The 24,731-nt window shown below is 55.1% G+C and carries 26 protein-coding genes; 25 read left to right on the top strand and 1 reads right to left on the bottom strand.

Annotated features, from left to right (window positions below):
• Positions 1-9: 9 nt before the first annotated feature.
• The 7 genes from fdhF (at position 10) to ACTNE6_RS00755 (ending at position 6,948) form a co-directional block, all read left to right on the top strand.
• Positions 10-2,847, top strand: coding sequence for a formate dehydrogenase subunit alpha (fdhF, locus tag ACTNE6_RS00785; protein WP_442498278.1), 2,838 nt, complete (start codon positions 10-12; stop codon positions 2,845-2,847).
• Between the two features lie 14 nt (positions 2,848-2,861).
• Positions 2,862-3,710, top strand: coding sequence for a formate dehydrogenase accessory sulfurtransferase FdhD (gene fdhD / locus ACTNE6_RS00780; RefSeq protein WP_442498277.1), 849 nt, complete (start codon positions 2,862-2,864; stop codon positions 3,708-3,710).
• A gap of 32 nt (positions 3,711-3,742) precedes the next feature.
• The gene (locus ACTNE6_RS00775) at positions 3,743-3,940 is read left to right on the top strand and encodes a formate dehydrogenase subunit delta (protein ID WP_194971613.1); all 198 of its coding nucleotides are present in this window, start codon (positions 3,743-3,745) and stop codon (positions 3,938-3,940) included.
• A 639-nt stretch (positions 3,941-4,579) separates the two neighbouring features.
• The gene (locus ACTNE6_RS00770) at positions 4,580-5,245 is read left to right on the top strand and encodes a hypothetical protein (protein WP_442498276.1); all 666 of its coding nucleotides are present in this window, start codon (positions 4,580-4,582) and stop codon (positions 5,243-5,245) included.
• 261 nt (positions 5,246-5,506) lie between these two features.
• Positions 5,507-5,716 carry a type II toxin-antitoxin system HicB family antitoxin gene (locus ACTNE6_RS00765; protein ID WP_194972299.1) on the top strand — a complete coding sequence of 70 codons (210 nt, stop codon included), beginning with the start codon at positions 5,507-5,509 and terminating at the stop codon, positions 5,714-5,716.
• Positions 5,717-5,718: 2 nt separating this feature from the next.
• Complete coding sequence (locus ACTNE6_RS00760; RefSeq protein ID WP_194972298.1) at positions 5,719-5,949, top strand: type II toxin-antitoxin system HicA family toxin; 231 nt, start codon at positions 5,719-5,721, stop codon at positions 5,947-5,949.
• Between the two features lie 252 nt (positions 5,950-6,201).
• Positions 6,202-6,948 (top strand): SAM-dependent methyltransferase, encoded by a 747-nt coding sequence (locus ACTNE6_RS00755; protein ID WP_442498275.1) that lies wholly within the window; start codon positions 6,202-6,204, stop codon positions 6,946-6,948.
• A gap of 451 nt (positions 6,949-7,399) precedes the next feature.
• Here ACTNE6_RS00755 and ACTNE6_RS00750 read toward each other — a convergent pair whose 3' ends face one another.
• A complete protein-coding gene (locus tag ACTNE6_RS00750; protein ID WP_442498274.1) occupies positions 7,400-8,059 on the bottom strand; it encodes a class I SAM-dependent methyltransferase in 660 nt (219 codons plus the stop codon).
• A 234-nt stretch (positions 8,060-8,293) separates the two neighbouring features.
• Between ACTNE6_RS00750 and ACTNE6_RS00745 the strand changes: the two genes are divergently transcribed.
• From ACTNE6_RS00745 to ACTNE6_RS00660, 18 genes are all read left to right on the top strand, one after another.
• Positions 8,294-9,169, top strand: coding sequence for an EamA family transporter (locus ACTNE6_RS00745; RefSeq protein ID WP_442498273.1), 876 nt, complete (start codon positions 8,294-8,296; stop codon positions 9,167-9,169).
• 112 nt (positions 9,170-9,281) lie between these two features.
• Positions 9,282-10,505, top strand: a complete 1,224-nt coding sequence (locus tag ACTNE6_RS00740; protein WP_442498272.1) for an HD domain-containing phosphohydrolase — start codon at positions 9,282-9,284, stop codon at positions 10,503-10,505.
• 111 nt (positions 10,506-10,616) lie between these two features.
• Positions 10,617-11,573 carry a magnesium/cobalt transporter CorA gene (gene corA / locus ACTNE6_RS00735; protein WP_442498271.1) on the top strand — a complete coding sequence of 319 codons (957 nt, stop codon included), beginning with the start codon at positions 10,617-10,619 and terminating at the stop codon, positions 11,571-11,573.
• 153 nt (positions 11,574-11,726) lie between these two features.
• Positions 11,727-12,692 (top strand): magnesium/cobalt transporter CorA, encoded by a 966-nt coding sequence (gene corA, locus ACTNE6_RS00730; protein WP_442499724.1) that lies wholly within the window; start codon positions 11,727-11,729, stop codon positions 12,690-12,692.
• Positions 12,693-12,789: 97 nt separating this feature from the next.
• Positions 12,790-13,923 (top strand): GNAT family N-acetyltransferase, encoded by a 1,134-nt coding sequence (locus ACTNE6_RS00725; RefSeq protein ID WP_442498270.1) that lies wholly within the window; start codon positions 12,790-12,792, stop codon positions 13,921-13,923.
• Between the two features lie 66 nt (positions 13,924-13,989).
• Positions 13,990-14,160, top strand: a complete 171-nt coding sequence (locus ACTNE6_RS00720) for a rubredoxin (RefSeq protein WP_194971211.1) — start codon at positions 13,990-13,992, stop codon at positions 14,158-14,160.
• A gap of 4 nt (positions 14,161-14,164) precedes the next feature.
• Positions 14,165-15,178 carry an NAD(P)/FAD-dependent oxidoreductase gene (locus ACTNE6_RS00715; RefSeq protein ID WP_194971212.1) on the top strand — a complete coding sequence of 338 codons (1,014 nt, stop codon included), beginning with the start codon at positions 14,165-14,167 and terminating at the stop codon, positions 15,176-15,178.
• A 291-nt stretch (positions 15,179-15,469) separates the two neighbouring features.
• On the top strand, positions 15,470-16,123 hold the full coding sequence (gene bluB / locus ACTNE6_RS00710) for a 5,6-dimethylbenzimidazole synthase (protein WP_194971214.1): 654 nt from the start codon (positions 15,470-15,472) through the stop codon (positions 16,121-16,123).
• A complete protein-coding gene (gene cobT, locus ACTNE6_RS00705) occupies positions 16,114-17,148 on the top strand; it encodes a nicotinate-nucleotide--dimethylbenzimidazole phosphoribosyltransferase (protein WP_442498269.1) in 1,035 nt (344 codons plus the stop codon). The genes bluB and cobT overlap by 10 nt, the downstream gene beginning before the upstream one ends.
• Before the next feature lie 128 nt (positions 17,149-17,276).
• Positions 17,277-17,516 carry a hypothetical protein gene (locus ACTNE6_RS00700; protein ID WP_442498268.1) on the top strand — a complete coding sequence of 80 codons (240 nt, stop codon included), beginning with the start codon at positions 17,277-17,279 and terminating at the stop codon, positions 17,514-17,516.
• A complete protein-coding gene (locus ACTNE6_RS00695) occupies positions 17,513-17,959 on the top strand; it encodes a type II toxin-antitoxin system VapC family toxin (protein ID WP_194971217.1) in 447 nt (148 codons plus the stop codon). The genes ACTNE6_RS00700 and ACTNE6_RS00695 overlap by 4 nt, the downstream gene beginning before the upstream one ends.
• Positions 17,960-17,968: 9 nt before the next feature.
• A complete protein-coding gene (gene cobS / locus ACTNE6_RS00690; protein ID WP_442498267.1) occupies positions 17,969-18,715 on the top strand; it encodes an adenosylcobinamide-GDP ribazoletransferase in 747 nt (248 codons plus the stop codon).
• Positions 18,700-19,263 carry an alpha-ribazole phosphatase gene (cobC, locus tag ACTNE6_RS00685; RefSeq protein ID WP_442498266.1) on the top strand — a complete coding sequence of 188 codons (564 nt, stop codon included), beginning with the start codon at positions 18,700-18,702 and terminating at the stop codon, positions 19,261-19,263. Before cobS ends, cobC begins: the two co-directional genes overlap by 16 nt.
• Positions 19,264-19,608: 345 nt before the next feature.
• The gene (locus tag ACTNE6_RS00680; RefSeq protein ID WP_442498265.1) at positions 19,609-20,568 is read left to right on the top strand and encodes an IS110 family transposase; all 960 of its coding nucleotides are present in this window, start codon (positions 19,609-19,611) and stop codon (positions 20,566-20,568) included.
• A gap of 76 nt (positions 20,569-20,644) precedes the next feature.
• Positions 20,645-21,667 carry an aminotransferase class I/II-fold pyridoxal phosphate-dependent enzyme gene (locus ACTNE6_RS00675; protein ID WP_442498264.1) on the top strand — a complete coding sequence of 341 codons (1,023 nt, stop codon included), beginning with the start codon at positions 20,645-20,647 and terminating at the stop codon, positions 21,665-21,667.
• 97 nt (positions 21,668-21,764) lie between these two features.
• Positions 21,765-23,162 (top strand): cobyric acid synthase, encoded by a 1,398-nt coding sequence (locus ACTNE6_RS00670; protein ID WP_442498263.1) that lies wholly within the window; start codon positions 21,765-21,767, stop codon positions 23,160-23,162.
• Between the two features lie 101 nt (positions 23,163-23,263).
• Entirely contained in the window at positions 23,264-24,160 is an 897-nt protein-coding gene (gene cbiB / locus ACTNE6_RS00665; protein ID WP_442498262.1) for an adenosylcobinamide-phosphate synthase CbiB, read from the top strand.
• A complete protein-coding gene (locus ACTNE6_RS00660; RefSeq protein ID WP_442498261.1) occupies positions 24,157-24,654 on the top strand; it encodes a bifunctional adenosylcobinamide kinase/adenosylcobinamide-phosphate guanylyltransferase in 498 nt (165 codons plus the stop codon). The genes cbiB and ACTNE6_RS00660 overlap by 4 nt, the downstream gene beginning before the upstream one ends.
• Positions 24,655-24,731: the final 77 nt, after the last annotated feature.

Below are 24,731 nucleotides of genomic sequence, written 5' to 3'. Positions count from 1 at the left end.
GAAAAGATTATGTCTAAATTCGAAAAAGATTTTGGCACTCCAGCCAGTCAGTCAGACCAAATGGTCACACTGGAAATCGACGGTTTCAAGGCCACAGTGCCGGCCGGCACCTCTGTCATGCGTGCGGCGGCCTCTATCGGTATTGAAATTCCTAAACTGTGTGCAACCGACAGCCTGGAGCCGTTCGGTTCCTGCCGTTTGTGCCTGGTCCAGGTGGAAGGCGGCCGCGGCTATCCGGCCTCGTGTACGACGCCCTGCGGCGAAGGCATGAAGGTCACCACACAGAACGACAAGCTGGCCGACCTGCGCCGCGGCGTCATGGAGTTGTATATCTCTGATCACCCGCTGGACTGTCTGACCTGTTCATCGAACGGCGATTGCGAACTGCAGGATATGGCCGGTGCGGTTGGCCTGCGCGAAGTGCGCTACAACCCGGTCAAAACTCACCTGAAGGCCGAAAAAGACAACAGCAACCCTTATTTCAGCTTTGACCCCAGCAAATGTATCGTTTGCTCACGCTGCGTCAGAGCTTGTGAAGAAACCCAAGGCACCTTCGCTCTGACGCTGGACGGACGCGGTTTCGACAGCAAAGTCTCACCGAGCCAGAACCAGCCTTTCATGGATTCCGAGTGCGTCTCCTGCGGCGCCTGCGTACAAGCCTGCCCGACCGCGACATTGATGGAAAAATCCGTCATCGCACAAGGCCAGCCTGAACACGCCATCGTCACAACCTGCGCTTACTGCGGTGTCGGCTGCTCGTTCAGAGCCGAGATGAAGGGCGACAAGGTCATCCGCATGGTTCCCGATAAGGACGGCAAGGCCAACCACGGCCATTCCTGCGTCAAGGGCCGCTTCGCGTTCGGTTATGCAACCCACAAAGACCGCATCACCAAGCCGATGATCCGTAAAAGCATTAAGGATCCATGGCAGGAAGTCAGCTGGGAAGAAGCGATCAGCTATGCTGCATCCGAGCTGAAACGCATCCAGGCCAATTATGGCAAAGATTCGGTCGGCGGCATTACTTCATCCCGCTGCACGAACGAAGAAACTTATTTGGTGCAGAAACTGATCCGTGCCGGCTTCGGCAACAACAACGTCGATACCTGCGCGCGCGTGTGCCACTCCCCGACCGGTTACGGCCTGAAGCAAACCTTTGGTGAGTCATCCGGTACACAGAACTTCGATTCGGTCATGCAAGCTGATGTCATCATGGTGATCGGCGTTAATCCGACCGACGGCCACCCAGTGTTCGGCTCGCAAATGAAAAAACGCCTGCGCCAGGGCGCCAAGCTGATCGTAGCTGATCCGCGTGAGATCGACCTAGTCAAGAGCCCGCATGTCAAAGCCAGCCATCACCTGAAACTGCGCCCCAGCACCAACGTGGCATTGATCAACGCTTTGGGCCATGTCGTGGTCAATGAAGGCCTGGTTGATGAAGCATTCGTTCAAGAGCGCTGCGATATGGTTTCCTTCAACAAATGGAAAAATTTCGTCGCCGAAGAGCGCAACTCGCCTGAAGCATCCGAAGCCATCACCGGCGTACCGGCTGCTGAAGTCCGCGCTGCAGCCAGACTGTATGCAAAGGCCCCTAACGGCGCCATCTATTACGGTCTGGGCGTAACCGAACACAGCCAGGGCTCGACCATGGTTATCGGCATCGCCAACCTGGCCATGGCGACAGGCAACCTGGGACGCGTCGGCGTCGGCGTCAACCCGTTGCGCGGCCAGAACAACGTGCAGGGCTCGTGCGATATGGGTTCATTCCCGCATGAATTCCCCGGCTACCGCCATGTATCCGACACGGCAACGCGGCAGTTATTTGAACAAAACTGGGGCGTTACGCTGGAATCCGAACCGGGCCTGCGTATTCCGAACATGTTCGATGCGGCACTGGACGGCAGCTTCAGAGGCTTGTATGTCGAAGGTGAAGACATCGCGCAATCAGATCCGGACATTAAGCACGTGCATGCAGCCCTGCGCGCAATGGAATGCGTAATCGTACAGGATTTGTTCCTGAACGAAACGGCCAAGTTTGCGCACGTGTTCCTGCCCGGCTCGTCTTTCCTGGAAAAGAACGGTACGTTCACAAATGCCGAACGCCGTATCTCGCCCGTGCGTCAAGTCATGGCGCCATTGGCCGGTTACCAAGACTGGGAAGTCACGCAACTGCTGGCTAACGCCATGGGTTACCCGATGAACTACAGCCATCCGTCCGAAATCATGGATGAAATCGCAAGGCTGACACCCAGCTTCACCGGCGTCAGTTACGAGAAAATTGACCAGATGGGCAGCGTACAATGGCCGTGCAACGACGAAGCGCCGGAAGGCACGCCGACCATGCACGAACATGAATTCCTGCGCGGCAAGGGCCGGTTCATGGTGACTGAATATGTGCAGACTCAGGAACGTACAACCCAGATGTTCCCGCTGATCCTGACCACTGGGCGCATCCTGTCGCAATACAATGTGGGCGCGCAAACCCGCCGTACCGACAACGTCGCCTGGCATGCCGAAGACCGTCTGGAAATCCATCCGCATGACGCCGAAGACCGTGGCATCAACGATGGCGATTGGGTCGGCATCAAGAGCCGTGCGGGCGAGACTGTGCTGCGCGCCTTGATTACGGACCGCGTCCAGCCCGGCGTCGTCTATACGACCTTCCATTTCCCGGAATCAGGCGCCAACGTTATCACGACGGATAACTCGGATTGGGCAACCAACTGCCCTGAGTACAAGGTTACGGCAGTGCAGGTCGCCAAAGTCAGCCAGACTTCGGAATGGCAGCGCAGCTACCAGGACTTTACCGAAGAACAGTTGCAATTGCTGGATAAAGCAGCCCAGCATTAGTAACGGGAAGGACCATGCAAACGTTGCCTTCAAATCTGGAACTCGGATGGCCCAGTTATCAACAGAGTACCGTTGAGCGCTGGAAAGGCAATAGTTGCTCCCGGCAGTTGGATTACATTGCCGAGGAAGCGCCGGTGTCACTGATCTATAACAACATGCCCCATGTCGTGATGTTGGCGACACCGAAAGATCTGGAAGACTTTGCCCTCGGCTTCAGCCTCACCGAGGGCATCGTGCAGCGGGCGGATGAAGTGCTTTCAACGCGCGTGTACCAGCGTTCCAACGGCATTGAAGTGCGTGTCAAGATCACCGAACAGCGCTTTGGCTGCCTGGCCGATAAAGGGCGCAATCTGACCGGTCGCACCGGCTGCGGCTTGTGCGGCTCCAACAATCTGGATCAGGCCATACGCCCGACCAACCCCGTGAACGGCAGACTGGCCGTACCGGCAACGGAGCTTTGCAGCGCACTGGACCAGCTCCGCGAAAGGCAGACGCTGAACCAGCTGACCGGCGCAGTCCATGCCGCTGCCTGGGTTGTGCCGGGACAGGGCATACAGCATGTGCGTGAAGATGTCGGCCGCCATAACGCGCTGGACAAGCTGATCGGACTCCTGCTGCGTTCCGGCAAGAATCCGGCCGACGGTTTTCTGATCATGACCAGCCGCGCCAGCTATGAACTGGTCCAGAAAGCGGCAACGGTCGGCATCACACTGCTGGCAGCCATTTCCGCTCCGACCGGCCTCGCGATCCGCCTGGCCGAAGATACCGGCCTGACGCTGGTAGGTTTCGCGCGTAACGACCAGCATGTCGTCTACACCCATTCCGAACGTTTAACTCACACGACTTACCCTACCTTATTGTAATAACCATGCATCACACAGCAAGACTGATAAAAATGGCCAACGATATTGGCAACTTCTTCAATTCCGATCCCGACAAGGAAGCGGCCGTAGAAGGCGTTTTCGACCACCTGCGGAAATCCTGGGAACCAAGAATGCGCAAGGAAATCATCCAGTACTACCGGGAAGACGGCAGTGAATTGAGCGAATTGGTAAAGCAGGCAATTGCGCGCCTTGCGTCGGAACAGGGCTGATACGGCGTTCAGCAGATTGCTTAAGTAATGGGCATGGAATAAATCAGAAAATAGTAGGTGCGAATTGATTCGCACTGCGTGGATACCAACAGTAGGCGCTTCGCCTAGAGCGCCTACTGTTGGTAGGCGAATCCGCATCCATACCGGAAAATCCTCCGCCTGCTTGAAGAAGTTGTTTTATGCCCATTCCTTAACGCGCACGATATTATCCAGTCAGGGTAAAGTACTTCCGTATATGCTCGTAGACTCGATCAAAGAATTTTGGCGGCGTGTTTTCAGTTTGCATAAAACGGTTGCTATCAATTTAGTGACGACTATAGAATCATGCCTAACGGATTGCGAGAGTGGCGTTATACACCTGCGATTTCAATTTTATATACACCTGAAAAGGTGTCTACTTAATAGTTAGGCCGCAATTCTATGCGAATTCTCGTACAGCATAAGGGGTATCTGAGAAGGTTCTTCGTTCTCAAATCCAGTGATAGAGACGGCTCACTCACCTTAGTAGTGCGGAGGGAAGGTGTAAGCGCTTCACGCGCTTCATGGAGCACAAAGCTGGGAAAGCAAGTACCGCAACAAGTTAACTTTGAGGTGCCGCTCCCCAAGAGCAAGCGGATAACGATTCACCAGTCGGGGCGTGTGAACTACCACGAAAATGGTCGGAAGATCTTCATCGAGCCACTTACTCGTACTACCCGTGCTTCTTGTATCTACGGCTACCGCGTTCCCGCACTTGATAAGTTGGACCTGTACACAGACCAGATAAGCGAAGAAGATGCTGTGCTTGATCTATCCGATTCGGGCGATGGGCCGGTATCTTTTTTAGTATTCATAGGACCAGCAGACTTTGTCCCGCTCGGAAAGGCCATCAAGCTCACCTACGATGCTGAGGGCTATTCAGTAGCTATCTCAGTTGATGGGGCGCCCTTTCAAGTTCCAACGGGCTATGAAACTCACTTCATCACCTTCACTCCTGAGGAAGGCCACTTCCTTAAACAGCAGATGGCGGAAGATCAAGCGATGATTGCATATCATCAGGCCATCATAGGATCGACTGAACCAATTCTTTATCAACCAAATGGTGACGGAGTAATTCGGCTGATTTTCTCCGTGCAGATGAGGATCGCTCCAAAGTTCAAAAGTGAACTCATTGACCCGGAATTGTACGTCTCGGATCAAGACGTGCAGCGGGACGGCAGATCCGAGAAAGTCATGCTGAAATTCAAGGTCCGAAATCGAAACACAGGGCAGATCATCCGACGGCAAGTCGCGGTAAAGTCGATCGAACTCGATGCGAGACTGTGAATGTGGCCTCACCAAGCCTTGTAGGGTACGCACTGCGTACCTTTTTGAGGCTAAGGATTCGGAACACATTGAAAAGGTACTCGATGCGTACCCTACTTTGCTATTGCGCCGCGAGATTTGGAACATTTAATGTCAGATGATTTGAAAACCAGTGATAATGATATAAATTCGGCTGATTACATGACGAAATTCTGTTCATAAAATCCAAGCGAGGGAAATTCGGCTTGGATTCCAATTGACATTCAAAGAGGTTAGATCAATATGAAAATTTACACAGCAATTATTGAAAAATGTCACGATACCGGATTATATGTGGGTTTCATTCCTGGATTTACAGGTGCACATAGCCAAGCGGAATCATTGGATGAGCTTAATCAAAATCTTCGGGAAGTCATTGAAATGCTACTTGAGGATGGTGAGCCAATACTCGAAGCCGAGTTTGTTGGAACCCAAAATGTAGTCGTCGCTTAAGCATGGGAAACGTACCGGTTCTTAAACCTCGCGAAGTTGTCGCTTTGCTCGAAATATTAGGATTTACTGAAATCCGACAACGCGGCTCACATAAACAATTCCGCCATCCAGACGGTAGATGCACAACCGTGCCATTTCATGCAGGACGAGATATTTCACCAATTTTACTGCGGCAAATCGCTAAAGATATTGGCTTGACAGTTGAAGAGTTACTTAAAATTTCAGCCTTGTAGGGTACGCACCGCGTACCTTTTTGAGGCTAGGGATTCGGAACGCATTGAAAAGATACGCGGTGCGTACGAGACTGTGAAAGTATTCGTTTTTTGAAATTTTAACCACAATATATTGTGCATTTTATATTTGTTTATAACAACATATAGACATCAAAGAGAGAAATTCTGAATACTTTCACAGCCTCGTACCCTACTTTGCTTCACATTAGGCCCTGACCGAATCTATTTACGCCCATAAGGAGATTTTCCACAATGGACATCCCACGAATATTCAACATCGCTGAAAGTGCTCACCGCATCCACAACCCGATCACACCCGAAAAGCTCGCCACTCTCGGCGCGGCGTTGCGTCTGGAATCGGGGACCCAAGTGCTCGACCTCGGCAGCGGTTCGGGAGAGATGCTGTGCACCTGGGCACACGATCACGGCATCATCGGCACCGGCATCGACATGAGCCAGTTGTTTACCGAGCAAGCGAAACTCCGTGCTGTAGAACTCGGCGTCGCTGATCAAGTCAAGTTCATCCATGGCGATGCTGCCGGCTATGTCTCTGACGAGAAGGTCGATGTTGCAGCCTGTGTCGGTGCCACTTGGATCGCCGGTGGAGTCGTCGGCACTATCGAGCTTCTGGCGCGGAGCCTGCGCACCGGAGGAATCATCCTCATCGGCGAGCCCTACTGGCGGCAGTTACCGCCGACGGAAGAGGTTGCCAAGGGGTGTCTTGCCAACTCAATCTCCGACTTTCTCATGCTTCCAGAACTTCTCGCGTCTTTCGGCCACTTTGGCTACGACGTCGTTGAAATGGTTCTGGCTGACCAGGACGGCTGGGACAGATACGAGGCGGCCAAATGGCTCACCATGCGCCGATGGCTTGAAGCCAATCCCGACGACGAGCTCGCGAAAGATGTTCGAGCCAAACTGACTTCGGAACCCGAGCGCTACGCCGCTTACACGCGTGAATACCTGGGCTGGGGTGTGTTCGCGCTGATGCCGAGGTGAAACCCGTAAGGTGGATTTGCTTCGGCAAGCCGCCATCATCAGCCTTGTAGGGTACGCACCGCGTACCTTTTTGAGGCTAGGGATTCGGAACACATTGAAAAGGTACGCGGTGCGTACCCTACTTTGCTTTTGATGAGTTGTGTAACAGGTTAAGATGACAGAAAGACCTGTTATGCTTTATTAAAGCTTGCGAAAAAGAGGTATTTAGCGCGACAGGATGCGGTGAGGCACGAACCGCATCTTTCGAGTCAGCCGCCTGCCGCCCCATACAGCAAATCGATGCCGTTACCCCAATTTTCGGCATAAACCTCACGCAATAGGGTGCGTAATCAATAGGATGCTGCCAACGTAAAAAGGCTCATCAATCGCGAGTGATGCGCTTCGCTGCGTCGCTTGGAGCGCCTACTTTGGGTCAGCACGTCCACCGGGTTCGCGGGCAAAATGATGCGAGTCACTGCAGCGCTCCGTCATTGTCCCGGCCAAGTTTCTGCAGCAGAATCACATCGTTTCCAACAAAAGTGGCCTCACAGCCTACCTGATTCGCCCACCAGATAAACGTCTCGCGCGAGAAAAAGCACACATGGGTGGGGTCCTGCTTGTAGTGCCAGTTGCTGAAGGCGGCCTGATCAATGACCATTTTTGTCATCAAGCCCAACCAGCCGCCCGGCCTCAGCAGCGCCAGCAGTATTGCCAATGTCTCGCCGGGCAGGAACAGATGCTCCACCACTTCAGTGGCAGTAATAAAATCGTAACGCTGGCGCAGTACCGCAGTATCGGTAGCATAGTAGGGATCGTAGATGGCCATGTCGTAGCCCGCCTCGTCAAACATCAGCGACAGCGTCGGCCCCGGTCCGCTGCCGAAGTCCAGACCTTTCGCCGGCGCCGGCACCCGCTCGCATAAGGGAATGAAAACCCGCGAAAGGAAGTTGCGGTAACCGGCATCGCGCGGATCGTTGCGGTGCAGATCGTAGTACGCCTTCTCCGCCTCCGGCGACAGGCGATACTGCGGCGGCACGAAAACCAAATGGCAGCGGTTACATTGATGATAGGCGCGGCGCGCATCCCGGTAATAAAAAACGATGCGGTCATGCCGGCACAGCGGACAATGCATTCTTGATGCTCCTCAACAGTGGTCGGGGCGGCATTATGAGCCATTTTGCGCCGCCAGTCTCTTGGTCGATCATATCACGCTCCCGCGAGTGACGCGCCTCGCTGTGTCGCCTAGAGCGCCTACGCTTGGTCAACAAATCCTGCAAAACGCCGGCCAATGCACTTCCATTTAGCGCTAATGCCCATTAGAATGCGCCCCCTCGCCTCATTCAAGATTCATAAAGGAAAACCGCTTTTGGAAATTTTTTTCGTTTTTGGCCGGCTGCTGCTGTCATCGGCGTCCAACGTCTTTCAGAAACAGCTGTCGCATCACGGCCTGCATCCGTTTTACATTGTCGCCGCAACCTATGCCGTGCTGGCCGTGCTCTCCTTGCTGTTCTTTTTCAATACCGCCTTTGCCCATCTGAGCCCGTCATTCTGGATCAATGTGCTGCTGGCCGCCCTGTTCGATGTCGGCGGCTGGATGTTTATGGTCATGTCCTTGTCCAAAACCGATTTGTCGATATTCGGGCCGCTTAATGCCTATAAAGTCATTGTTTCCATGCTGTTTGCACTCGTTTTTCTGGGCGAGGTGCCGACGCTGCAAGGCTTTGCCGGGATCATGATTATCGTCGCCGGCAGTTTTCTGTTGTTGCCGCCTTCAACCGGCACGATGCAGAATCGACTCGCCCAGCTATGGCTTGATCGCGGTGTACAGGCCAGATTTCTTTCCATTCTGCTGTTTTCCATCGGCACGGTTTTCCTGAAAGGCTCGCTCGAGCATTCCGGCCCCTTGGAGACGCTGATCTTCTGGTCTTTGTTCGGGTTGCCTCTGATCCTCTTGGCCAATGCATTCCTGACAACGGAACGGCTGGCGGACAACATTAAAAATTCGCAACCGCATGCCCTGCCCATTGCGGCAGCCGGCCTGACGGTATTCGTTATGCAATACCTGACGCTGGTGCTGCTGTCGCAAATGCTGATCGCCTATGCGTTGGCCTTATTTCAGCTTGGCATGCTGCTGCAGGTCTTCCTTGGTTACCGAATCTTCAATGAACCCCATGTGATCCGCAGGCTGATGGCGAGCCTGGTCATGATAGCGGGAAGTCTGCTGGTATTGCAGGTGAATTGACCGGCGCCGGCTCATGCCTTCAGAAAATTTCAGCTGACAGCCGCTCCATGAATGATTTCGGCTTCCAGCTGTCAAAAAACCGATTAACATATCGACTTGAATGAGTACCGCCATGGAACAACTGAAAATTGATCTACATAACACCGTCACGGCCCTAAGCAGTTCGCTGGATCTGGTCGGCATCGACGAAGTCAAGCACGGCAAGCGCGTTGCGATCATGGCCAAGAATGTGGCCCTGGAACTGGGCTGGAACAAGGCCGACTGCCTGACGCTGCTCCATGCCGGCATGCTGCACGATTGCGGCGTCTCCAGAGCGCAGGAACACCGCAATTTATCCGAAGCCCTGGAGTGGGACGGCGCCGAGGCGCATTGCATCCGCGGCGAAGCCTACCTGCGGGCCTGCCCGCCGCTGGCCCATCTGGCCACCGACATCCGCTATCATCATACGCGCTGGGAGCTATTACAGGACGCGCCTCTGGATCAATCCACGCGCCTGCGCACCAACCTGATCTACCTTGCCGACCGTGCCGACATGCTGCAGTTGCCTTTTATCGGCACCGAGCAGATCCTGCTGGAATGCCCGGCCATCGTCGACTATGCCAGAAAGCAGGCCGGCCGCATGTTTGCGCCCGAACTGGTTGAAGCCTTCGCCCATGCCGCCGCCGAAGAAGCCTTCTGGCTGTCCATGGACCCGGAATATCTGGACGAAGAGCTGGCCGAATTCGGCAGCCATCAGGCTCAGGTTATGCTGAATCTGGATGATGTGCGCGCGCTGGCACTGCTGTTCTCCCGCATCGTCGATGCCAAAAGCCACTACACCGAAGAACACTCCGAACGCGTCGCCAAAATCGCGCGCTACCTGGCCGAGCGCCTGGGCAAAACAGGGACGGAGCTGGACCTGATCGAAATCGCGGGACTGCTGCACGACATCGGCAAGCTGCGCGTCGACGAAGCCATTATCGAAAAGCCGGGCAAGCTGACTGTGCGCGAATACGCCTGTATTCGCCGGCACAGCTACGACAGCTATCGGATACTGCGGCGCGTGTTTGGCCAGACGCCGATACCGGTCTGGGCCGGTTACCATCATGAAAACCTGCTTGGCGAAGGTTACCCGTTCAAGCGCGTGCCCAAAGAGATCGATCTGGAAGCGCGCATCGTCAGCGTGGCCGACATTTTCCAGGCTTTTGCGCAGCACCGTTCGTACCGTGGGAGGCTGCCAGTAGACGAAATCATCAAATACCTGAAGGAGCGTGTGGAGCAAGGCACCCTGGATGCACAGGTTGTCTCGGTGGTTATCGACCAGGCCGACGCCTGCTACCGGCTGGCGACGGAATAAATAGCCAGCCAACAACTATCTCTTTGCTCATCATCAAGAAGCGAACAGGTGAGCCGATAGAGCGCCACAGTGTATACTTTTGCAGAATATAAAAGCTGTAGAGATAAAGTAATGCCGAGATTATATAAAATTAAAAACGGAGTCCTGACCGAGGAATATCAAACCAAGGACACGCCCAACCAAATGATAATCGATGCCGACTGGATCGACGCGCATAATCTCAGCCTGGAGGAGCGCAGTCAATTGCAGACATTGCTGCTGACCGAGTTGCCAAAATCCATCGATGTAGAAGAAATCGAGGCTTCAGCCCGTTATTTTGCCGATCAGAACGGCATCCATGTCCATTCGCTGTTTCTGGCCCAAAGCGAAGGCGACTTTCATACCATCTCTGTCGCGTTCATCCTGCAGCCCGAGCGCCTGATTACATTAAGGGATGGACTTGATCTTGCGGATTTTCGCCTGTTGCGTATGAGAGCGCGGCAAAAACAGGTTGAAGTGGCCACGCCGAAAGCGCTTCTGATAACCATCTTCGAGCAAAAAGTGGAAAATCTGGCCGACGGCATTGAGGATATTTTCGGAGGACTGGAACGGGTCAGCCATCAGATTCTTAAAGAAGACAATGCCGACTACGAAGACGCCATCGACCAGTTGACAAGGCTTGAAGACAGCAATGGCAAAATCCGGTTGTGTCTTATGGACACGCAGCGTTCCATGGCTTTTCTGCAGCGGCATTTGCGCGACGAGCGCGAATTGCATGAAATCACTCATGACATCATGCGCGACATGAATATCCTGTTGTCCCATACCACGTTTCTGTTCGACAAGATTAACTTCCTGATGGATGCGGCCATGGGATTTATCAACATCGAACAGAATAAAATCATCAAAACCTTCTCCATTGCTGCCGTCGTATTCATGCCGCCTACGCTCATCGCCAGCATTTACGGGATGAATTTTAAACATATACCGGAATTGAAGTGGCTATGGGGCTACCCGGGTTCGCTGGCGATAATGGTTCTCTCGGGCATTGCGCCTTATTGGCTGTTTAAACGCAAAGGATGGCTGTAGCTTGGGTTGCCAAAGCCACAGAAACGGCATGACCTGCAGTTTTTACCGTTTTCCCGTCCGGATTCGTGTCAGGATGGCTAATGCAAGGCACGCCAACCCTTACTATTTCTAAAAAGCCAGGAGCCGGTTTTGACCAAGAAAATCGATAACAGCATGATCGTGAACTGCGTGGCCTATCAAAACGGCGTCAGTATCGGCAAGGTAACAATCGAAGCCATCAGCGAAGTGCTGAAACGGGACAATACATTCGTCTGGCTGGGCCTGCATGAGGTGAACAGCGAACTGCTGGCTAAAATCCAGCAGGAATTCAGCCTGCATGAATTGGCCATCGAAGACGCCGATTCGGCGCATCAGCGCCCGAAAATCGAGGAGTACGGCGACTCGCTGTTTATGGTGCTGCATACCGCCCTGCTCCAGGAAGATCAACTCGAATTCGGCGAGACGCATTTTTTCGTGGGACCGCGTTTTTTAGTCACGATCAGGCACGGCGCTTCGCACGGCCTCAGCAAAGTCAGAGAGCGCTGCGAGGCCATGCCGCAGCAATTGGCCAAGGGCCCGGGATTCGCGCTGTATGCGATCATGGATTTCATCGTCGACAACTATTCGCCCGTTATTGACGGTTTGCAGGCGCGATTCGATGTGCTGGAGTCGGCGATTTTTCAAAACCGGCCCAGCCGGCAGACTATGGAAGGCCTGTACGAACTGAAACGCGAACTGTTGCAGCTGGAAGGCGCCATTACGCCGGTCATCGATATCTGCAATGAGCTGATGCACCTTCATGGCCATGTTATTCCCAGAGAGGTGAGCGTTTATTTCCGCGACGTTGCCGATCATATCAAGCGCATCGATCGGGCGATTCACAGCATGCGCGAAATGTTGATCGCAGCGATGCAGGTGCATCTGAACTTTGAAACGGTGCGGCAGAATGAAGTCGTCAAGAAGTTGGCCGGCTGGGGTGCGATCCTGGCGATACCGACCATGGTCTTCAGCTGGTACGGCATGAATTTCAGGCATATGCCGGAACTGGATTGGCCATTCAGTTATCCGATTGTGATCGGCGGCGTGGGTTTTGGCAGCGTGCTGCTGTATATCCGCCTGAAAAAGTCCGGCTGGCTGTAAATTCAAAACCGCTTCTAGCGCGGCAAAATCTTTTGGATACTTGATGCCGGAATTCCTGTCTTTATTTACATTGAGAAACACATCAATTAGCTGACAGATGGATGTAAAACCGATCGCGAGTATGATGCAAGCGGATGCCGGGGCCTGGAACCGGCTGGTCAAGGATGACTACCCGTTCCTGCGCCACGAATTCTTGCTGGCGCTGGAGCAGAGCGGCTGCACGTCAAGCCAGACGGGCTGGACGCCGCAGCATTTGCTGGTCATGCAGAATCAGAAACTGCTGGCCTTCATGCCGCTGTACCTGAAAACGCACTCGCGCGGCGAATATGTGTTCGACCAGCCGTGGGCGCACGCCTATCAGCAGTGCGGCTGCCGCTATTATCCGAAATGGCTGACTGCAATTCCGTTCACACCCTGCCAGGGGCCGCGCATGGTCATCGATGAATCCGCCGATGCGCTGGCCGTCATGCGTCTGCTGACCGGTTTTATCAAGGCGCGTGCGGAACAGGACGCTATCTCCTCGTGGCACTGCCTGTTTCCCGATGCTGTGCAGGCGGAACGGCTGCGCGATCTTGGGCTGAGCCTGCGCGAAAGCGTGCAGTTCCACTGGTTCAACAAAGGTTACCGCGACTTTGACGATTTTCTGCAAACCTTCAGCGCCGGCAAGCGCAAGATGATCAAGCGCGAACGCCGGCGCGTCGGCGAACAGGGCATCGCATTGCAGCGGCTGAACGGCAGGGAAGTCAGCCCGGCGCAGTGGCAGGCGTTTTTTCAGTTCTACACGATGACCTATCTGAAAAACGGCATGCCGCCTTACCTGAACCCGGCCTTTTTCGAGCAGCTGGCGGCCACGATGGGCAAGCGGTTATTGCTGGTGCTGGCGGTCAAAGACGGCCAGTACGTCGGCGCGGCGCTGAGCGTGATCGGCAGCGACACGCTGTACGGCCGTTACTGGGGCTGCTATGAAGAATACAGTGGCCTGCATTTCGAAGCCTGTTACTATCAGGGACTGGAGTATTGCATCGAACACGGCCTGAAACGCTTCGATTCCGGCGCGCAAGGCGAGCACAAGATCGCGCGCGGCTTCGAACCGGTCACGACCTGGTCGGCGCACTGGCTTCAGGATGTCCGCTTTGCCGAGGCCGTGAAACACTTTCTGGCCGAGGAACGGGAATCCGTGGCGCTTTACAAGCAGGATGCGGCGACTTATCTGCCGTTTAAAAAAAGCTAAACTAAAAATGATGTGCTACAGTCAGAGTTGCGAAAAACTTTTTTAACAGATGAATGAGGAATGGCTATGTCTGATTTTAAAAAATACCAGTGCAGCGTTTGCGGCCATATCTATGACGAGGCCGAAGGCGACCCTGATACAGGCGTCCAGCCGGGCACGCGCTTTGAGGACATCCCCGACGACTGGCGCTGCCCCGAATGCGGGGCCGAGAAAAGCGCTTATCAGCTGATGACGTAAGTCAATGCGTATCGTCATCATCGGTTCCGGCGTGGGCGGCGTCAGCTTCGCGGAAAAATACCGGGCGCTGCAGGCCGATGCGCAGATTACGCTGATCACGCGCGAAGACGACGGCTATTATTCGCGGCCGCTGCTGTCGCGCGGCTTCAGCACCGATAACATCGAGCAGTCCATCATCCTGAAGCCTTTCGACAAGCTGCGCGACGAGAATATCGACATTATTAGCGCCGCCGAGGTCACGGCCATCAACCGGGCCGACCGGACCGTCGTCGTCAAGCGGCCGGATCAGGAATCTGTGCTGCCCTACGACAAGCTGATTCTGGCCCAGGGCTCCGCGGCCTTCATCCCGCCGCCATTCAGGCCTTACCGCGACTTGTTTTTCTGTCTGAACAATCTGGTCGATCTGAAAAAACTGCGCCGGTTCCGGCAGGGCTTTCTGGACCGCAATCAGCGGCCGGCCTGGGGCGTGATCGGCGGCGGCCTGATTGGCTGCGAAGTGGCTTCCGATCTGGCCGTCTCGGGCGATCCGGTGACGCTGTACCATGCCGCGGACCGGCTCATGGAGCGCCAGCTGGTCCCGGAAGATTCGGTCACGCTGCTGAACATCATGCAGGATTCGGGCGTAGCGGTGCTGCTCAATCAATCCGTGCAGGGCTTTTCAAAGCAGGGCGATAAAGTCTGCGTCGAAACCGGCGTATCAAGCCCATTCGATGCCGTGCTCGTGGCTACCGGCTTCAAGCCGCGCACGGAACTGGCCGTGCAGGCGGGGCTGGAGATTGGCCGCGGCATCAAAGTCAACCAGCGGCTGCAAACCTCTGACGAGCATATCTACGCGCTCGGCGATGTCGCCGAACTGCCGAACGGCAAGCTATACGCATTCATTCTGCCGATCCGCAACCAGGCCCTGTGGCTGGCCGGGTTCCTGGCCGGTCAGGAAAACAAGGACTGGCAGCCGCCGGTTTTCAATCCGAAAGCCAAAGTGCATGGGTTTCAAGCCGCCCATCCCTATCTTTTTTAGCCTATGTAGGCTGGGCTGGAGCTTTAGCGGAAACCCGGCATCGGCGGCTCCGAAATGCTGGGTTTAGCAACCCAGCCTACCGCCGCTAAAAGCATCGTAGGGTACACATCGCATACCTTTTCAAAGCCGCAATAAATCAATAGTTTGAAAAAGGTACGCGATGCGTACCCTACAAAAACTTTCTAGTTATTTAGACTCATCCATGTATTCTGGGCGATAATAGGCGCCTGCCAACAGTAGGCGCTTCAGGCGAAGCCGCCCCACATCCGGCGCTTAAATTTAATTAGTACCATGACCCGACACCGTTACACCGACGACGAAATCTCCGCCGTCTACCGCGCCATCTACGAGCGCCGCGATATGCGCCACTTCCTGCCCGACCCGGTCGATCCCGAAGTCCTGAAGCGCCTGCTGCAGGCCGCGCATCATGCACCCAGCGTCGGCTTCATGCAGCCTTGGCGATTTGTACGCATCAGCGTTCCCGATCTGCGCCTAGCGCTGCACGCGCTGGTCGAGCAGGAACGCATCAATACGGCCCAAGCTTTGGGCGAGCGCGAAGACGAATTCATGAAGCTGAAAGTGGAAGGCATACGCGAATGCGCGGTCCTGATGGTGGCCGCCTTGTGCGAGCGGCGCGGGCAATACGTTTTCGGCCGGCGCACGCTGCCGGACATGGATCTGGCGTCACTAGCCTGCGCGATACAGAACCTGTGGCTGGCGGCCAGGGCGGAAGGCCTGGGGCTGGGCTGGGTGTCCATGTTCGAGCCCGAGCCTGTAAAGACTCTGCTGAAGATGCCCGAAGACAGCCAGCCCGTAGCGATCCTGTGCCTGGGCCACGTCGCCGAGTTCTACGACAAGCCGATGCTGGAACAGGCGCACTGGGCCGAACGCAAAGACCTGGACACTTTATTGTTTGAAAATACCTGGAATACACCGTGCCGCTAAATTTTTCCATCGCCCCGCTCTCGCCAGCGCTTCGCCCAGCCCTGCTGCATAAAATCGACCAGAAGACCAAGCCGCTGGGCGCGCTGGGCCATCTCGAAACATTGGCGCTGCAGATCGGCCTGATCCAGAACAGCCTGACGCCCCGCCTGAACAAGCCCTGCCTCATCATTTTCGCGGGCGATCATGGCATTGCCGAAGCCGGCGTCAGCGCCTATCCGCAGGCCGTGACCGCGCAAATGGTCGCCAATTTCCTGGCCGGCGGTGCGGCAATCAGCGTGTTCGCGCGCCAGCACGGCATGGCGCTGCTGGTCGTCGATGCCGGCGTCAATGCCGATCTGGACAGCCATCCGTCACTGATTAGCGCTAAAATCGCCAGAGGGACGTGCAATTTTCTGACCGAACCTGCCATGACCGAACAGCAATGCCTGGAAGCGCTGCAAACGGGCGCGGAGATTGTGTCAAGACAGCACAAGCTCGGCTGCAACTGCATCGGCTTTGGCGAAATGGGCATCGGCAACACCTCGTCCGCCGCGGTGCTCATGCATGTTTTGACAGGCGTACCGTTGGCGCAATGCGTAGGCCGCGGCACAGGCCTGAACGATGAGCAGTTGTGCAATAAAGTTTCCGTACTGCAGCAGGCGCTGGAGCGGTATCCGGACATCACCGAACCGTTAGCCGTACTGGCCACATTCGGCGGCTTTGAGATCGCCATGATGTCGGGGGCCTACCTGAAAGCGGCCGAACTGGGCATGCTGATCCCGGTAGACGGCTTTATCGCCAGCAGCGCCCTGCTCGTGGCCAGTCGGCTGCATCCCGAGGTGCTCGATTATTGCGTGTTCAGCCATGTCTCGCGCGAACAGGGCCATCAGGCGCTGCTGAAGCATTTCAATGCCCGGGCGCTCATCAATCTGGATCTGCGGCTCGGCGAAGGTTCCGGCATTGCCCTGGCCTTCCCTCTGCTGCAATCAGCCGTACTGATGCTGAATGAAATGGCTTCATTTGATGAGGCCGGGGTCGATCATTAAAAATAATTAATACGCAACGGAAACTTTAATAAGTTCCATCAATAGGTTAATCTGGCAGTGAATTCCTTTCTGAGTTTCGCATCCTATTGACCATCGACTATACAATTGCGTAACCGGAGCATAAAGCCATGCAGCACATTATCAATTTACCCCATGAAATGGTTGAAGAAATCAACCATTTACCGAATCCTGACCAATTCATTTATGAAGCCATCCGTCGCGCTCTGGAAGCACGGCAAAAACCATCAAAATGGGCCCAACTTGCCGAGCGCATTGCCGAAAACCCTATTGATCTGGAAGAGCATACCGAGCAATTCAAGCAGGATATGGAAGAATTCAAGCAAGATTTTGCCTTTAAGTCCGAATGAATTATTTACTCGACTCCAATACACTTTCAGACCTTTATAACGCCTCGGCCCCGGCGCACCCTAAAATTCTGCAGCGCCTGTCGACGCTCACCGATGCCGACAAAGTCTGTTTTTCGATACTGTCGCTCTATGAATTTGAATATGGTTTCGCCAATGCGCCGGAAAGTAAAAAAGTCCGTATCCGGCAAAAAATCATTCAAGTGCAAAAAGATTTTTGCTGCTTACCCTTAACCCCCCAAGGAGCTGAGCTTTTCGGTCTGTTGAAAAAATCCATCAAGGATTTGCGTAACCTCAATCAAGAGAATCTTAAAAAACACAATATAGACTTGATGATGATCTCGACCGCAATCACGGAAAACTGCATGCTGGTCAGCGCCGACAAAATTTTTACCGATATCCAAACTGTTTTTGCAGATTTATCTACCGAAGACTGGACAGCCTGAAAGACAGTCATGCCCCATCCAAGACTTTTCCTGCTGGCCCTCGGTTTCTACACGCGCCTGCCCGCGCCCCAAGCGCTGGATTACAAACGGCTGCCTGAAGCCGCAGTTTATCTGCCGCTAGTCGGCTGGCTGGTCGGCGGCCTGTCTGCATTGAGTTTTTATCTGGCCGATTGGCTGTGGCCGCAGCAGACAGCAGCCATCGTGGCCCTTGTTGCGGGCATTTTTGTTACGGGCGCCTTCCATGAAGACGGCTTCGCCGATGTCTGCGACGGCTTCGGCGCGGGCTTCGACAAACAGCGTATCCTGGAGATCATGAAAGACCCGAGGACCGGTACCTATGGCGCGCTCGGCCTGTTGCTGCTGCTGTCGCTGAAGATCAGCCTGCTTGGCGCGCTGCCGGCAGCGGCCGTGCCTTGGCTTTTGCTGTCTGGGCACAGCTTCAGTCGGCTGCCGCCCTTGCTGATCATGCGCCGTTACGATTACGCGCGCATCGACGACAGCAAGGCCGGCGCCGCCGTTTTCAGGCTCTCTGGCAGCAATCTGCTGTTTGCCGGGAGCCTGGCTTTATTGCCTTTATTATTGCTGCCGGCCATCTGCTGGCTGGCGATCCTGCCCGTGCTGGCCGCCAACGGGCTGCTGGGCCGTTACTTTTACCGCCGTATCGGCGGCTACACCGGCGATTGCCTCGGCGCCAGCCAGCAGCTCGCTGAAACCATTTTTTATTTAAGTATGAGTACTTTATGGACATTTATCTGATTCGCCACACCAACACCGCCGCGGACCCGGGGCTTTGCTATGGCCACAGCGATGTCGGCCTGGCCGACAGTTTTAACGACGAAGCCCAGGATCTGCATGACAAGCTGCCCGAATTCGATGCCGATTGCAAAGTGTTCAGCAGCCCGCTGACGCGCTGCCTGGAGCTGGCCAAGACTTTCTCGACAACCGTGACCACCGATGCGCGCCTGAAGGAGCTGCATTTCGGCGACTGGGAAGGGCTGCGCTTCGACGATATCGACCCCGATGCCATGCAGAACTGGACCAATGATTTTGTGAAGGCCGCACCGCCCAACGGCGAGAATTTCGAAGACCTGTACGCGCGCGCGGGCAGTTTCTGGCAGGATCTGTCCGTCGTCAAGGCTGAACAGGTGCTGGTCATCACCCATGCGGGCGTGATTCGCGCCTTGCTGGCGCGCGCCCTGAATATACCGCTGGCCAACTCGTTTCAGTTGCGCATCGATGCCGGCTCCGTGCATAAACTGCGGCACAGCGATGAATATACTTATATTGACTACATCAACTTATAAGCAAGCTTTGTAGGGTACGCACCGCGTACCATTCTCAATTTTTTTTTTGACGCACCAGACTCTCAAAAGGTACGCGGTGCGTACCCTTATATCTCGATTTTACCCAATTAGGGATAAAATCCCCGGCTGATCACCGGGCGGGAAGCGGAGAAGCCGGGCGTACCCTGAGGCTTCGAGCCTGCTGCGTAGATTTCGCTCTCCGTTTCCCTCATCCGCCTCATAAGTTCGTACGGTATGCGTAGGCCCCCGTTTCGCCGGGAGAGCCTGTATGATCTAAGGCTGAACCAGGCGTATGCCTTAAAATTGATCTTATTGATTTTATATAGTTTTTTGGAGTGTTTAAAGATGTCCCAAGTGACGGTTGGTGTGGATATTGCCAAGCATAAATTCGATGTTGCCCGCCTGGAGAACGGCAAATACAAGCATAAAAAATTCGACAACACGCCGGAAGGTTTTGCCGCTTTGATCGTCTGGCTGACGACGTTCGGCGGCGTCAAGCCCTCGGTTTGCATGGAAGCGACTGGCGCCTACAGCATCCCTCTGGCCGAATGCCTGGCCCAATCAGGCTATCCGGTGGCTGTCGTCAATCCTGCCAGAATCAAGGGATTCGCCAAGAGCGAATTGAGCCGAATCAAGACCGACAAGGCTGACGCCAAGCTGATCGCCCGGTATGCCCAGGAAAAGAAACCGCCTTTGTGGACGCCGCCACCTGCCAATATCCGCGAACTGCAAGCCTTATTACGCCGGATCGAAGACCTGCTGGAAATGCAGCAAATGGAGAAAAACAGACTGGATACGGCTGACCCCACGATTGCCGAATCCATCAGAGCCGTCTTGGCACATCTGGAGCAGGCGCTTAAAACCACACGCGAACGCGTTCAACGTCTTATCGATCAAGACCCTGATCTCAGGCACCGGCGCGCTTTGCTGGAAACGATTCCTGGCATCGGCGAAGCCTCCTCTGCCCACCTCATGGTCGCTTTGAGCGATCACTACGGCTTCACCACCGCCAAGCAAGCTGTCGCCTTTGCTGGACTCAATCCCGCCTTGAACGAATCCGGCAAGTGGAAAGGCAAAACCCGCATTTCCAAGATGGGTGATCCGATGTTGCGCGCGAAGCTATACATGCCCGCCGTGGTCGCGGGAAGACACAATCCCGTCATCCGCCTTTTCCGCGAACGCTTGGCTGCACGCGGCAAGAATGACATGGCCATCGCCTGTGCTTCAATGCGCAAACTCGTCCATATCGCCTTTGCCATCCTGAAATCGAATAAACCTTTCGACCCCAATTTTGCGCTTGCATAATGGGCAACAAGACGGTATCTACGCTTCATAACCTTCGTGGTAAAATTTTTAACCATTGCATGACATCAGTTTATTAATGAAGCACGGCGGCAATATTTACCAATTTGCCCAAAGTCTGGGCTGCCTGCCTGAGCAGGTGCTGGATTTCTCGGCCAACATCAATCCGCAACAAGCGGTCACGCTGGACTGTCTGCTGCAGGTTCAGCTCGGTCCCTATGCCGATCCGCATTACAGCCAGCTGAAACAAGCACTGAAACAGCGCTATCCTTGTCCGTCCGGCGCTGACATCGAAGTCTTCAACGGCGCCAGCGCGGCCATTTTTGCCTTGCTGCGCTTTCTAAAGCCCGACGATCTGGTGCTGTACGCGCCGCTTTATGGCGAATATGCGCATATCGCCGGCGAACTCGGCTGCCGGCTGCATAGTGTCGATCGACTTGCCAATCCGAATGCCGAGATTCCCAGAGGCAGCACGATCATTTTCGTGAATCCGTCGACGCCGGATGGGCGTCTTTATGATCTGAAGGACTGGCTGGCCAAATGGCAGGCCGCCGACTGTACGGTTATCATCGATGAGTCGTTTCTGGATTTCTGCGAGGCTGAATCAATCGCCGACTATATCGCAGATTACGACAAGCTCTACCTGATCAAGTCGCTGAGCAAGTTTTACGGCTGTGCCGGCATTCGCATCGGCTTTGTCATGGCGGCAAGCCCGGCGATCAAAGCGCTGAAAGGCCTGGAGCCGGCCTGGAAGCTGTCCAGCCTCGATATGGCTTACATGCAGCAGGCGCTGGCCAATACGGCCTTTATCGGACAGACTCGCCGGCAGACCCGCCAACTGCGCGAGCAGTTGCATCAGGCCCTGTCGGATTGCGGCCTGTTCCGGCAGATTTATGACGGACAAGCCAATTTCCTGCTAGCGGAGTTGGCCAGTATGGACGGCTATCAATTACAGGAAAAGCTCGCGCCGTCGCGCCTTTTGATCCGCGTCTGCGATAATTTTGCCGGGCTGACCCGCCGCCATGTGCGCTTTGCCGTCAAGGACGGACAAGCCATTGCCGAGCTTGCGCGCCGTTTGAAGGCGATAAATTCTGATCTTTAACTTTCACCACGAAGATCACGAAGGACACGAAGAAAATATAAACTTCGTGTTCTCTATGTCCTTCGTGGTGAATAAAAACCCTTAGGCGATTATTGAAATGAAACCCTTAGCAGTTTTCGGCACCAGTTCGGATGCCGGCAAGACCACGCTGGTCACGGCCCTGTGCCGCATTTTTGCCGACCGCGGTCTGCGCGTCGCGCCATTCAAGGCGCAGAACGTCTCGAACAATTCGGCCGTCACGCAGGAAGGCGGCGAGATTTCGCGTGCCCAATGCCTGCAGGCCGAGGCCGCGCGCGTCGAGCCCAGCGTGCTGTTCAATCCGGTGCTGCTCAAGTCGCACGGCAACGGCTGCGTGCAGGTCGTCGTCAACGGCCAGGTTTACAAAAACGAGTCGATCGCCGCCTATTACGATGAGATCGACAATCTGAAACAGCAGGTTCGGCAGGCGTTTTCGACTTTGCAGCAGTCCTATGACCTGATTGTCGCCGAAGGCGCGGGCTCGCCCGTGGAGCTGAATCTGCTGCACAAGGATCTGTCGAACACCTTCATCGCCAAGACCTTCAACACCAAAAACATTCTGGTCGCGGACATCGAGCGCGGCGGCGTTTTCGCGTCGATTTATGGCACGCTGGCGCTGATGGACCCGGTCATGCGCGCCAATCTGATCGGCGTCGTTGTCAACAAATTCCGCGGCGACCGGCGCTTTTTTGACGAGGGCGAGAAGATCATCCGCGAGCGTTTCGGCGTGCCCGTGCTGGGCGTACTGCCTTTCCACCCTTTGAATATCGACATGGAAGACTCGCAGTCGCTGCAGAATTACCGGCAGCGACTGAACGATGTCAAAATCCGCGCCGCCGTGATCGCCTATCCGGGCCTGGCAAACTACAACGATCTCGATGCGCTGATGGCCGATGCCGAGGTGCATGTGGAACTGATCCAAGCCTACCGGCCGCTGGCCGAGTTCGACATAGTGCTGCTGCCGGGCAGCAAGACCGTGATCCGCGACCTGCACTGGCTGAAAGCCCAGGGCTTGTTCGATGAGATCCGGCGGCTTAAAAAACCGGTGTTCGGCATCTGCGGCGGCTATCAGATGTTCTGCAAGACATTGCATGATCCCGATGCCCTTGAGCATGAAATTGCCGGCAGCGAAACAGGCCTGGGACTGTTCGATGATACGGTGGTCTATAAAACCCCGAAAATACTGAAGCGCGGGCAATACGATCTGTTTTCATGCCCGGCCATCAAGGGCTATGAGATTCATTGTGGGCGCATGGCCAATTATCCTTTGGCGCATCGGCAGGAAAATGTCGCCGGCACCCATGTGCACGGCATTTTCGATAATGACGACTTTCGCACTGCTTATCTCAAAGCCATCAGTCCGGCCTACCGGGGCTACAACTATGAAGCCTACCGCGAAGCTGAAATACAGGGCTTTGCCGACATGGTCGCGCAGCAACTGGATATAGCGGCGATTCTGGCGGCGTTGCAGGATTGATATGGCTATAAAAATCCGTTGTGTAGGGTACGCACCGCGTACCTTTTGGGACTTTGAAAAGGGTACGCGGTGCGTACCCTACATTTATGCAGGGCTGACCGATGTATTTTGAACTGGCGTTACTGGCCTATCTGCTCGATCTGGCCATCGGCGAGCTGCCCGGCAAGCATCCTGTGATGTGGATGGGCGATTTCATTTCGGCCTTCGAGCGGCGGTTTTACCAAGGCCGCATCATGACCGGCGCCCTGCTCGTGCTCGGCCTGCTGGCGCTGACGCTGTCGATAGCCGTCACGCTGGCTAACCTGGCCGGCGGGCTGCCAGTCTGGCTGTCTTTGCCGATATTGGCCGTGCTGGCCTCGACCGGCCTGGCCATGCACATGCTGCACGCCAGCGTTGCCGGCCTGCTGACGGCCGAGAACCCCAGGCAGGCGTTGAGCTATCTGGTCAGCCGCGATACGCAGGCCATGACCGAAACGGAAGTCCATAAAGCCGCGCTGGAAACCTGGGCCGAAAACCTCAGCGACGGCGTCATCGCGCCGCTGTTTTATCTGGTCCTGTTCGGGCTGCCCGGCATCGCCGTCTATAAAGCCATCAATACGATGGATTCGATGATCGGCTACAAGACCGAGCGCTATTTTTACTTCGGCAAGGTGGCAGCCCGGCTGGACGATATCGCCAATTACCTGCCGGCCCGACTGACGGCGCTGCTGATCATTGCGCTGGCCGATGACAAAAAGCGCGCCTGGCAATGTTGCCGGCGCGACGGCGGCAAGCTCGAAAGCCCCAATGCCGGTTTCCCGATCGCGGCCATGGCCGGCGCATTAGGTGTGGCGCTAGGGGGCGACGCCAGCTATCATGGCCGCATCAAGCACAAGCCGGTATTGGGCTCTGCCATCAACCCGGTCAACCAAACAACACTGAAACAGGCATTAAACATGAAAACGGGCATTAATTTTATCGTGCTGGGAATCCTGATAGCGGGAGCCTTGCTGACATGAAGACGCTGTTCGTAGGCGGAGTCAAAAGCGGCAAATCCCGACTGGCCGAAACCTATATATTGCAGCAGGCCGATGGCCTCAAGCCTTACTATCTGGCCACGACCGAATTTTTCGACGACGAGATGCGAGCACGCATCGCCATTCACCAACAGCGCCGACAGGATTTTTTTGACACGCTGGAAGAACCCGTCAGGCTGTTCGAGATACTGAAGGATTGCCGCAAGCCCGTTCTGATCGAATGCGTATCGATGTGGCTCAACAACATGCTGCATCACGAATACCGCGAGGCCGATATCCTGAACGAACTGGAAGCGGTGCTGAAACTGCCGTGCGATATGGTGCTGGTGCACAATGAAGTCGGGCTCGGCATCATTCCCGACAACCCTTTGGCGCGGCGGTTTGCGGACCTGTCAGGCAAGGCTGCGCAATTAATCGGGCAGCACTGCGAGCGGGTGTTTTTTTGCAGCGCGGGCTTAACAATAACGATGAAATAGCCAATAATTAGCTTAGGGATCAAGCTGCGTTAGCGCAGGCCTATCTCTGTTAATTGGAGCCGGGACGGATTTTCCGT

It is taken from the genome of Methylobacter sp. sgz302048 (assembly GCF_052162025.1).
Classification (GTDB): domain Bacteria; phylum Pseudomonadota; class Gammaproteobacteria; order Methylococcales; family Methylomonadaceae; genus Methylobacter.
The sequence above is the reverse complement of the archived record's forward strand: the minus strand, read 5'-3'. Positions and strand labels throughout refer to the sequence as shown.